Origin of the sequence: Streptomyces sp. NPDC091972, assembly GCF_044756385.1 — a bacterium.
GTDB lineage: Bacteria > Actinomycetota > Actinomycetes > Streptomycetales > Streptomycetaceae > Streptomyces.
In genome coordinates this window covers 205,218-215,825 of sequence record NZ_JBIVSV010000016.1, presented here as the reverse complement: position 1 = coordinate 215,825, position 10,608 = coordinate 205,218, and the positions used below count along the sequence as shown (strand labels likewise).

Here is a 10,608-nt window from a genome sequence, read left to right as displayed (position 1 = left end):
CCTCCGTGCGGTGCAGTCCTAGACAGCTCCACCACACCGGAGGTCTTCGCCATGATCAAGCCCTGGCGGCGTTAACAACGCTCGTGATCAATACAGCTAGCGCCCGTCGTGGCCCGAGCCCCGCTGGGCGACCAGGGCGTCGCGGATCTCCTTGAGGACCTCCAGCTCGGTCACCTCGATGACCTCGTGCGTCCCCTCCTTCGCCTTCCGGCGGGCCTCCACCCGGGCCAGGTACTTCGACATCGGCAGCACCATCAGGAAGTAGACGACGGCCGCTGTGATCAGGAAGGTGAGCGTGGCGCCGAGCACCGAGCCCCACCGGATCGGGATGCCGCTCACCACGGTGCCGTCCGCCGTGACCTTGCACGGGTCCCGCAGACACGAGCTGTAGCTGTCGAGGTTCTTGGTGCCGATCGCCCCCACCAGCGGGTTGATGATCCCCTTCACCACCGAGTTGACGATGTTGGTGAAGGCGGCGCCGATGACCACCGCGACTGCCAGATCGACGACGTTCCCGCGCATCAGGAAGGCCTTGAAGCCCTCCCAGACGCTCGGCTTCTTCTCGCTCACCCAGAGGCCTCTTCTCGCACGCACAGGTTGTGGAACAAACAGCTCCGCAACCTACGTCAACGCGAGGTGACCCTGTCCAATCGGGTAGCTCCAAAGGGGGACTTGACACCCGTCCCCGCAACAGGCGGATCACACGGCTCAACACAGCGTCACCGCCAGCCGTGCCGTGGTGCTCGCGCCCGCGAGGCGGGCCGCCGTCGCCCGCGGCACCGAGAGCACGACCAGTGCCCCGCCCTCGCTCACTCCGTCCGGCTGCTCCGGTACCCGCGTCACCCTTGCCCCGCGCGCGACCACCCGGGCGTCCCCGCCCAGCGCCGACTCCTCGGCGGCGATGACGTCCACCCGGTCCCCGGGCCGCAGCAGCCGGACCGTGGCTCCGTCGGCGATCCGCACCGGCGCCGACACCGCCGCCACGGCCCGGTGCGCGCGCACGGGCCCGGTCGCCGGATGCCCTCGCGCCCCCTCCTCGTCCCGCGCCGCGTGGTCGCCCCGCGGGCCCGCCGCCACCAGCGCGGCCGCGGTGACGGCCAGGCCGAGCGCCACGGCACCCCTCCGGTGCCGTACGAAGCGCCGTAGCCGGTGCTGTCCGCCGCGCACCCGCACTGGTGCGAAGTGCGGGACCTCGCAGATCGGGGGAGCGTCGGCGCCGGGCGGACCCGGATCGAAGGGAGACGAGGACGGAGCCAAGGGAGACGAGGACGGGACGAAGGAAGACGCGGACGGAACGAGAGAAGACGAGGACGGAGCGAAGGAAGACGACGACGGAGCGAAGGACATGAGGACCACCACCAGCGACGGGACATCGGCTTGCGCTGCCACGATGAGGCTTCGCGCCGGATCTCGCCGAGGCCGGTGGACCACCGCCCGGTTGTGGAGAACTCCGTCACCCGAACGAGAACTTCCGCCCGCGCTAGGGCAGTTCGAACCCCGGGTGCATCCCGCCCAGCGCGTTCGCGCACAGGCAGTCCCGCTCCCCGTTGGCGGGCAGCGCCGCCACCGCGTCGAACAGCACGCCCCGCAGCCGGTCCACGTTCGCTGCGAACACCCGCAGCACCTCGTCGTGCGAGACGCCCTCACCGGTCTCGGCGCCCGCGTCGAGGTCGGTGACCAGGGTCAACGAGGTGTAGCAGAGCTCCAGTTCACGGGCGAGGGACGCCTCGGGGTGGCCGGTCATGCCCACCACCGACCAGCCCTGCGCCTGGTGCCACAGCGACTCGGCGCGGGTCGAGAACCGGGGCCCCTCGACCACGACCAGCGTGCCGCCGTCCACGGCCTCCCAGTCCCGCCCGCGGGCCGCCTTCAGCGCGGCCGCCCGCCCGACGGGGCAGTACGGGTCGGCCAGCGACACATGCACCACGTTCGGTACGGCACCGTCCGGCAGCGGCAGCCCGTCGAAATACGTACCCGCCCGGGACTTGGTGCGGTCGACCAGCTGGTCCGGCACGAGCAGCGTGCCCGGTCCGTACTCGGGGCGCAGCCCGCCGACCGCACACGGCCCCAGGACCTGCCGTGCGCCCACCGACCTGAGCGCCCACAGATTGGCGCGGTAATTGATCCGGTGGGGCGGCAGATGGTGGCCGCGCCCGTGCCGGGGCAGGAACGCCACCCGCCGGCCGGCGACCTCGCCGAGGAAGAGGGAGTCGCTGGGCGGACCGTAGGGGGTGTCCACCTGGACCTCGGTCACGTCGTCGAGGAACGAGTAGAAGCCCGAGCCGCCGATTACGCCGATCTCTGCGTTCGCCATGACCAGCACAGTATCCGGCCCCGGAAACCCGCGGCCGCCGGGCTCGGGAAACGCCGAAGACCCTGCCGTCCTGTGACGGCAGGGTCCTGCAAGTGAGACCTATGCGGCGGAGCTGCTGCTGGACGAGGTGCCCGAGCTCGACGACTTCGCGTCCGAGGAGGACGACTTCGACTCGGACGACGACGAGGTGGACGTCGACGGCTTCGACGACGCCGGCGAGCTGCTCGACGAGGAGCCGCGGCTGTCGTTGCGGTAGAAACCGGAGCCCTTGAAGACGATGCCGACCGCGGAGAACACCTTCTTGAGGCGGCCCTGGCAGTTGGGGCACACGGTCAGAGCGTCGTCGGTGAACTTCTGCACCGCCTCGAGGCCCTCGCCGCACTCGGTGCACTGGTACTGGTAGGTGGGCACTGTCTTCCTCCTGGCACTCTCACTCAATGAGTGCTAACGAAGGTCCATAGTGACGTATTCCCGGGGATCAGTCCACTGCCACCGGCACTCGGTGACCCATGCCACGTGCGACCGTCCGGCCGCCGGGCCGTGCCGCGAGGCGTGAACGCAGCGCCACCAGGGTCGCCAGGGCCAGCAGGGTGCCGCCCATCGGCACCAGGAACCCGGCGCCGCCCCAGAAGCGGTCCTCCAGCTGCCCGGCGATCGTGACGGCGGCCGCCTGGCCGAGCGCCACCGCTCCGGTCAGCCAGGTGAAGGCCTCGGTGCGGGCGCCGGCCGGGACCAGGTCCTCGACCAGGGTGTAGCCGGTGACCAGCGCGGGCGCGATGCACATGCCGACCAGGAGGCCGAGGCCGGCCAGGACGAGCACCGAGTGCGCGGCCCACAGGCCGGAGGCCGTCAGCGCGAGGGCCGCGTAGCCGACGAGCAGGCGCCGCTGCGGGGCCACCTTCCACGCGACGGCTCCGCAGACCAGGCCGGAGAGCATGTTGCCCGCGGCGAAGACGCCGTACAGGACGCCGTTCAGGCCGGGCTCGCCGATCGACTCGCTGAACGCGGCCAGCGAGACCTGCATGCCGCCGAAGACGGAACCGATGCCGAGGAAGGTCACGATCAGGACCCGCACCCCGGGGACCCGCAGCGCCGAGGCGTGCGCCACGCGTGCGTGCCCGGCGGTCGCGGTGACCGTGGGCTGGGTGCTCTTCTGCGCGGCGAACAGCAGGCCGCCCAGCAGCGTCAGCGACGCCTCCGTCAGCAGGCCCGCCGCGGGGTGGACGGCGGTGCACAGGGCGGTGGCCAGCAGCGGGCCGAAGACGAAGGTCAGCTCGTCCGTGACGGACTCGAAGGCGGCCGCCGTGGTCATCAGGGGGGAGTCCTGGAGCTTGACGCCCCAGCGGGCGCGCACCATGGGCCCGATCTGCGGCACCGAGGCGCCGGTGGGCACGGCCGCGGCGAACAACGCCCACAGGGGCGCGTGCGCGAGGGCGAGACCCGTCAGCGACAGGCCCGCCAGGGTGTGCACCAGGACGCCGGGGATCAGTACCGCGCGCTGCCCGTGGCGGTCCGCGAGACGGCCGCTCCAGGGCGCGAACAGCGCCATGGAGACGCCGGTGACGGCCGCGACGGCGCCCGCCGCGCCGTAGGAGCCGGTGGTGTGCTGCACGAGCAGCACCAGGGAGAGGGTGAGCATCGCGAACGGCTGGCGTGCCGCGAAGCCGGGGAGCAGGAACGTCCAGGCGCCGCGGGTGCGCAGCAGCTGTCCGTATCCCGGGCGGGAGGAGGTGACCGTGGATGCCACGGCCCGTGCCTTTCTGCCGCCTGGTAGCGCGCCTGTGCGGGGGCGCCGAGAGCTGTCCTCTTGCGCGGACTGCGGTAGATGCCGAGGACCGCTCTCAGGGACGTCCCGGCCGCCATACGGTCGCGCCAGCTCTGCGTCAGGCAGAGTTGGTTCGATCAGGGGTCGGTGACCATCGTACAGGGGGCGCGTAACACACCCTTAACGTGTGCCGTCGTCCCCGCCCGTGCCCAGCCAGTCGGCCAGCTTGCCGCCGTGACCCACCGCGCGCAGCCGTCGTTCGGCGGCGTCGCGGACCGGGTCGGTGGCGACGACGAGCAGTTCGTCCCCGCGCCGCAGCACGGTGGTGGGCAGCGGAACGAACGATTTCTCGTCGCGGACGACCAGGGTGACCGCCGCTCCGGCCGGCAGCCGCAGCTCGTTGACCTCGACGCCGTGCATCCGGGACCCCGCGGGGATCGCGACGGACAGCAGGTGCCCGCGCAGCCGCTCCAGGGGTGCCGACTCGATCCCGAGGTCGGCGGCCTCGGAGTCGCCGCCCAGGCGCAGCGTGCGCGCCAGCCAGGGCAGGGTCGGGCCTTGCACGAGGGTGTAGACGACGACCAGGACGAAGACGATGTTGAAGACGCGACGGCTGCCCTCGACGCCGCTCACCATGGGGATCGTCGCCAGGATGATGGGGACGGCGCCGCGCAGTCCCGCCCAGGACATCAGGGTCTGCTCCTGCCACGGCACCCGGAACGGCGTCAGGCACAGCACGACGCTCAGCGGGCGGGCCACCATGGTCAGCACCAGCCCTATGACGAGCCCGGGCAGGACGTCGTCGCCCAGTTCGTGCGGGGTGACCAGCAGGCCGAGCAGCACGAACATGCCGATCTGGGCGATCCAGCCGAGTCCGTCGGCGAAACCGCGGGTGGCGGGCCAGTGCGGCAGCTTGGCGTTGCCCATCGCCATGGAGGCCAGATAGACGGCGAGGAATCCGCTGCCGTGCGCCAGCGCGCCCGCCGCGTAGGCGGTGACGGCGATCGCCATGACCGCGATCGGGTAGAGGCCGGAGGCGGGCAGGGCGACGTGCCGGAGGCCCCAGGAGCCCAGCCAGCCCACCGCGATGCCGATGGCGGCACCGATGGCCAGCTCCAGGACTATCTCGGCGATCAGCGTGTACCAGTGCTCGATCGGACCGGTCTGGGAGAAGGCGACCACCAGGATGACCACCGGGGCGTCGTTGAAGCCCGACTCGGCCTCCAGCGTGCCCGTCACGCGGGCGGGGAGGGGGATCTTGCGCAGCACCGAGAAGACCGCCGCCGCGTCCGTCGAGGAGACGACCGCGCCGATGATGAGCGCCTGGCGCCACTCGAGGCCGATCAGGTAGTGCGCGGCCGTCGCCGTCACCCCGACGCTCACCGCGACCCCGCCCAGCGCCAGCGCGGTGGCGGCCGGCAGAGCCGGCTTGATCTCCTTCCACTTCGTGCCGAGTCCGCCCTCGGCCAGGATCACGACCAGGGCCGCGTACCCGATGACCTGGGTCAGTTCGGCGTTGTCGAAGTGGATGTCGCCGATGCCGTCCTGGCCCATGGCGATGCCGATCCCCAGGTACACGAGCAGGCTGGGGAGCCCGCTGCGCGAGGAGATCCGGACCGCTGCCACGGCGACGAGCAGGACGAGCGAGCAGACGAGCAGGAGCTGGTTGAGGTGGTGGACAGTCAGCGGCCGTTCCCTTCCCTGGCTCACCCGCATCACGCGTGCGTGAGCTCACGTACATAGGACACGAGGCGGTGGGGCTTCGCACCCAAGTACTTCGTTACCTTACCTAACTCTTGACGATTTCTTGACGCTCCGCGAGGCGAGATCGAACGCTCGTCCGCCTTCGTTCCCGACTCCGCGTCAAGTCGGCCCGGGCCCTGCGCCTATGGTTGCTCCAGCGCGCAGAGCCTGCGTCGCGCGCCCGCCCGGGGAGATGACGCAGGCTCCCCGCCGCAAGCACAGCCCGCCCTGCCGCTCGCGTTAGGACAGCAAGGACAGCGATGCCCCCCACCACCACCGCCTCATCGGGTCAGCAGCCCGGCAAGTCCGGCAGGAAGAAGGGGCGCAGAGCCCGCCTGGTCGTTCTCGTGCTCGTACTGGCCGTCATCGGCGCGGTCGCCTTCGGCGGGTACTGGACGGTGAGCACCGTCCGCGCGTCCTTCCCGCAGACCAAGGGCTCCATCGAGCTCGAGGGCCTGTCGGGCCCCGTGGACGTCAAGCGCGACGGTTACGGCATCCCGCAGATCTACGCCTCCTCCGACGAGGACCTGTTCATGGCGCAGGGCTACGTCCAGGCGCAGGACCGGTTCTACGAGATGGACGTGCGCCGGCACATGACCTCCGGGCGCCTGTCGGAGATGTTCGGCAAGGGCCAGGTCAAGGACGACGAGTTCCTGCGCACACTGGGCTGGGACCGGGTCGCGAAGAAGGAGTACGACACCAAGCTGTCGGCCTCCACCAAGAAGTACCTCCAGGCCTACGCCAAGGGAGTCAACGCCTACCTCCAGGGCAAGGACGGCAAGGAGATCTCCCTGGAGTACGCGGCGCTCGGCTTCGAGAACGACTACAAGCCGGAGAAGTGGACCCCGGTCGACTCGGTGGCGTGGCTCAAGGCGATGGCCTGGGACCTGCGCGGCAACATGCAGGACGAGATCGACCGCGCCCTGATGACCAGCCGCCTCGGCCCGAAGCAGGTCGCCGACCTGTACCCCGACTACCCGTACAGCCGGAACCAGGCGATCGTCCAGGAGGGCCAGTACGACGAGCTGACCCAGACCTTCCAGCAGAACGGCAGCTCCGAGGACAACGGCCTGTCTGGCACGGGCACGTCGACGAGCGGCACGAGCGGCACGAGCGGCACGAGCGGCACGGGCGGCACGGGAACGTCCGCGGGCGGCACAGGCGGCACCGGAACGTCCGCGGGCGGCACCACGGCCTCGGCCTCGTCCTCGGCCGCCTCGGCCCTCCAGAGCCAGCTCTCGGGCCTCTACGAGGTCCTGGACGACGTCCCCACGGCCGTGGGCGTCAACGGCCAGGGCATCGGCTCCAACTCCTGGGTCGTCGCGGGCTCGCACACCATCACCGGCAAGCCCCTGCTCGCCAACGACCCGCATCTGTCCGCCTCGCTGCCGTCCGTCTGGTACCAGATGGGCCTGCACTGCCGGACCGTCTCCAGCAAGTGCCAGTACGACGTCTCCGGCTACACCTTCGCGGGCATGCCCGGCGTGGTCATCGGCCACAACGCGAAGATCGCCTGGGGCATGACCAACTCCGGCGTCGACGTCACCGACCTCTACCTGGAGAAGCTCTCCGGCGACGGCTACCTCTACGACGGCAGGACCAAGCCCTTCACCACGCGCGAGGAGACCATCAAGGTCGCCGGCGGCGCGCCCAAGAAGATCGTCGTCCGCGAGACGAACAACGGCCCCCTGCTGTCCGACCGCTACGACGAGCTCGTGAAGGTCGGCAAGAAGGCCACCGTCGACAACGCGGCCCCCGACCGCGGCGACGGCTACGGCGTCGCCCTGCGCTGGACCGCGCTCGACCCCGGCACCACCATGGACGCCGTGTTCGCGATGGACAAGGCGTCGAACTGGAGCGAGTTCCGCGCGGCGGCCGCCCTGTTCGACGTGCCCTCGCAGAACCTCGTCTACGCCGACGCCGAGAACATCGGCTACACGCTGCCCGGCCGCATCCCGATCCGCGCGAAGGGCGCCACCGGCGCCGTCCCGGCCCCGGGCTGGGACCCCAAGTACGCGTGGACCGGCAAGTACATCGAGCAGGACGAGCTGCCCTACGAGTACAACCCGGAGCGCGGCTTCATCGTCACCGCCAACCAGGCCGTGATCGACAAGGACAAGTACCCCTACACGCTCACCACGGACTGGGGTTACGGCACCCGCAGCCAGCGCATCACCGACCTGATCGAACAGAAGATCAAGGGCGGCGGTAAGATCTCCACCGACGACATGCGCCAGATGCAGCTCGACAACAGCAGCGAGATCGCCAAGCTGCTCGTGCCGAAGCTGCTGAAGATCGACGTCGAGGACAAGGACGTCCGGCAGGCGCAGGAGCTGCTGGAGGGCTGGGACTACACCCAGGACGCCGACTCGGCCGCGGCCGCCTACTTCAACGCCGTCTGGCGCAACATCCTCAAGCTCGCCTTCGGCAACAAGCTGCCCAAGGAGCTGCGGGTCAAGGGCCAGTGCCTGTGGGTCGACCCGGTCAACACCACCGGCCCCGCGGACGAGACGGACAAGGTCCGCGAGTGCGGCCAGCGCGACGCCGACCAGGCGCAGCCCGACGGCGGCGACCGCTGGTTCGAGGTCGTGCGCAAGCTCATGGACGACGAGAACAGCGACTGGTGGAAGACCCCGGCCGGCGTCGGCGACCGTCCCAAGGCCGACAACCGCGACGAGCTGTTCAAGCGCGCCATGATCGACGCCCGCTGGGAGCTGACCGCCAAGCTCGGCAAGGACATCGACACCTGGAGCTGGGGCCGGCTGCACCGCCTGTTCCTGAAGAACCAGACCCTCGGCATGGAGGGGCCCGGCTTCCTCAAGTACATGCTCAACCGCGGCCCGTGGAAGCTCAGCGGCGGCGAGGCAACGGTCAACGCGACCGGCTGGAACGCGGCGGGCGGCTACGGCGTCGTCTGGGTGCCGTCGATGCGGATGGTGGTCAACCTCGGCGACCTCGACAAGTCGAAGTGGATCAACCTCACCGGCGCCTCAGGGCACGCCTACAGCGCGCACTACACCGACCAGACCGGCAAGTGGGTCAAGGGCGAGCTGCTGGACTGGTCCTTCTCGGACAAGGCCGTCGACGAGAGCACGTCCGACACCCTGGTCCTGAAGCCGTAGGGCCGACGAAGGGCCCCTCCACGCGCGCGTGGAGGGGCCCTTCCTCATTCCGGGTCCTGGAAGCGGGTCACGCCGGAGGGCGTGACCACCACGTGCACGGGCCGGTCGTGCGCCTCCGCCGGGACCTGCGCGACGACCTCGGAGTCGTACAGGAGGACCACCAGCGCCGGTCGTGCGCCCGCGCGCTCCAGGCGCGCGAGCACCCGGTCGTACGACCCTCCGCCGCGCCCCAGGCGCATCCCGCGCCCGTCCACCGCGAGGCCGGGCAGCAGCACCACGTCGGCGCCGGTCACGGCGTCCGGGCCGAGGCGTTCGCCGGAGGGTTCGAAGAGGGCCATTTTTCCGCCGTGTTGCACGCGCGCGAGAGAGCCCTCGCCGGTGTAGGCGCCCCAGTCCAGGTCGTTGTCCGGCATGAGCACCGGGAGCAGGACGCGCACGCCCCGCTCGCGCAGCGCGTCCAGGAGCGTGAGCGTGCCGGGTTCGCTCCCCACGGAGACGTACGCCGCCACCGTGCGCGCACGCGCCAGCTCGGGCAGCCCCAGGGCCCGGCCGGCCAGCGCGGAGGCCGCTTCCCGCACGTCATCGGCCGTCAACCTGTTCCTCACCGCCAGGTACTCTCGTCGCAACATTCGCTTGTCAGGCTCGGCGGGACGTCCGACATGACTCAAACTCTGCACCCGTACCCTTCCAATACGCTCATATAAGAGCTTATTAACCGGAGCCTCAGATTCCAGGCAAAGGCACCGGATAGGGTGCGGACATGACTCAGTCGCACCCTCGGATCAGCAAGGCTGTCATTCCGGCAGCAGGGCTCGGCACCCGCTTCCTGCCGGCCACCAAGGCCACTCCCAAGGAGATGCTGCCGGTGGTCGACAAGCCGGCGATCCAGTACGTGGTCGAGGAGGCCGTCTCCGCGGGCCTCGACGACGTCCTCATGATCACGGGACGCAACAAGCGCCCTCTTGAGGACCACTTCGACCGCAACTACGAGCTGGAGTCCGCCCTCCAGAAGAAGGGCGACGCCGGCCGGCTCGCCAAGGTCCAGGAGTCCAGCGACCTCGCCACCATGCACTACGTCCGCCAGGGCGACCCGCGCGGCCTCGGCCACGCGGTCCTGTGCGCGGCCCCCCACGTGGGCCACGAGCCCTTCGCGGTCCTCCTCGGCGACGACCTGATCGACGCCCGCGACCCCCTGCTCCAGCGCATGATCGAGGTGCAGGAGCAGCACGGCGGCAGCGTCATCGCGCTGATGGAGGTCGCCCCCGAGCAGATCCACCTCTACGGCTGTGCCGTCGTCGAGGAGACCGAGGACAGCGACGTCGTCAGGGTGAGCGGCCTCGTCGAGAAGCCGGACCCCGCCGACGCCCCGTCGAACTACGCGGTCATCGGCCGCTACGTCCTCGACCCGCACATCTTCGACATACTCCGCAAGACCGAGCCGGGCCGGGGCAACGAGATCCAGCTCACCGACGCCCTCCAGCAGCTCGCCCAGGACGAGAAGGTCGGCGGCCCGGTGCACGGCGTCGTCTTCAAGGGCCGCCGCTATGACACCGGGGACCGCGGCGACTATCTGCGTGCCATTGTCAGACTCGCGTGCGAACGTGAAGACCTGGGCCCGGACTTCCGGGCCTGGCTTCGCAGTTACGTAGCCGAGGAGATGTAGG

General features: G+C 70.4%; 9 protein-coding genes. 2 read left to right on the top strand and 7 right to left on the bottom strand.

Translation table 11 applies throughout. The features are described from left to right. Nucleotides 1–96: 96 nt before the first annotated feature. The 6 genes from mscL to ACIQJT_RS36685 all read right to left on the bottom strand — a co-directional run bounded on the left by mscL (nt 97) and on the right by ACIQJT_RS36685 (nt 5,795). Nucleotides 97–570: a large conductance mechanosensitive channel protein MscL gene (gene mscL, locus ACIQJT_RS36710; protein ID WP_053853294.1), complete on the bottom strand. Its 474-nt coding sequence runs from the start codon at nt 568–570 to the stop codon at nt 97–99. Nucleotides 571–708: 138 nt separating this feature from the next. Beyond that, nucleotides 709–1,347 (bottom strand): hypothetical protein, encoded by a 639-nt coding sequence (locus ACIQJT_RS36705; protein ID WP_402650024.1) that lies wholly within the window; start codon nt 1,345–1,347, stop codon nt 709–711. A gap of 133 nt (nt 1,348–1,480) precedes the next feature. After that, on the bottom strand, nt 1,481–2,314 hold the full coding sequence (locus tag ACIQJT_RS36700) for an S-methyl-5'-thioadenosine phosphorylase (RefSeq protein WP_402650017.1): 834 nt from the start codon (nt 2,312–2,314) through the stop codon (nt 1,481–1,483). A 99-nt stretch (nt 2,315–2,413) separates the two neighbouring features. Next, nucleotides 2,414–2,725 carry an FmdB family zinc ribbon protein gene (locus tag ACIQJT_RS36695; protein WP_053850269.1) on the bottom strand — a complete coding sequence of 104 codons (312 nt, stop codon included), beginning with the start codon at nt 2,723–2,725 and terminating at the stop codon, nt 2,414–2,416. Nucleotides 2,726–2,792: 67 nt separating this feature from the next. Further along, complete coding sequence (locus tag ACIQJT_RS36690) at nt 2,793–4,061, bottom strand: MFS transporter (protein ID WP_365451970.1); 1,269 nt, start codon at nt 4,059–4,061, stop codon at nt 2,793–2,795. Nucleotides 4,062–4,259: 198 nt separating this feature from the next. Beyond that, nucleotides 4,260–5,795 carry a potassium/proton antiporter gene (locus ACIQJT_RS36685; protein ID WP_365451968.1) on the bottom strand — a complete coding sequence of 512 codons (1,536 nt, stop codon included), beginning with the start codon at nt 5,793–5,795 and terminating at the stop codon, nt 4,260–4,262. Nucleotides 5,796–6,082: 287 nt separating this feature from the next. Here ACIQJT_RS36685 and ACIQJT_RS36680 point away from each other — a divergent pair, with 287 nt between their 5' ends. Further along, nucleotides 6,083–8,944, top strand: coding sequence for a penicillin acylase family protein (locus ACIQJT_RS36680; RefSeq protein WP_402650016.1), 2,862 nt, complete (start codon nt 6,083–6,085; stop codon nt 8,942–8,944). Between the two features lie 44 nt (nt 8,945–8,988). On the opposite strand, the gene ACIQJT_RS36675 is transcribed toward ACIQJT_RS36680, so the two are convergent. Next, nucleotides 8,989–9,573 (bottom strand): 5-formyltetrahydrofolate cyclo-ligase, encoded by a 585-nt coding sequence (locus tag ACIQJT_RS36675; RefSeq protein WP_402650015.1) that lies wholly within the window; start codon nt 9,571–9,573, stop codon nt 8,989–8,991. 131 nt (nt 9,574–9,704) lie between these two features. Here ACIQJT_RS36675 and galU point away from each other — a divergent pair, with 131 nt between their 5' ends. Next, entirely contained in the window at nt 9,705–10,607 is a 903-nt protein-coding gene (galU, locus tag ACIQJT_RS36670) for a UTP--glucose-1-phosphate uridylyltransferase GalU (protein ID WP_365451962.1), read from the top strand. The last annotated feature ends 1 nt before the right edge of the window (nt 10,608 follow it).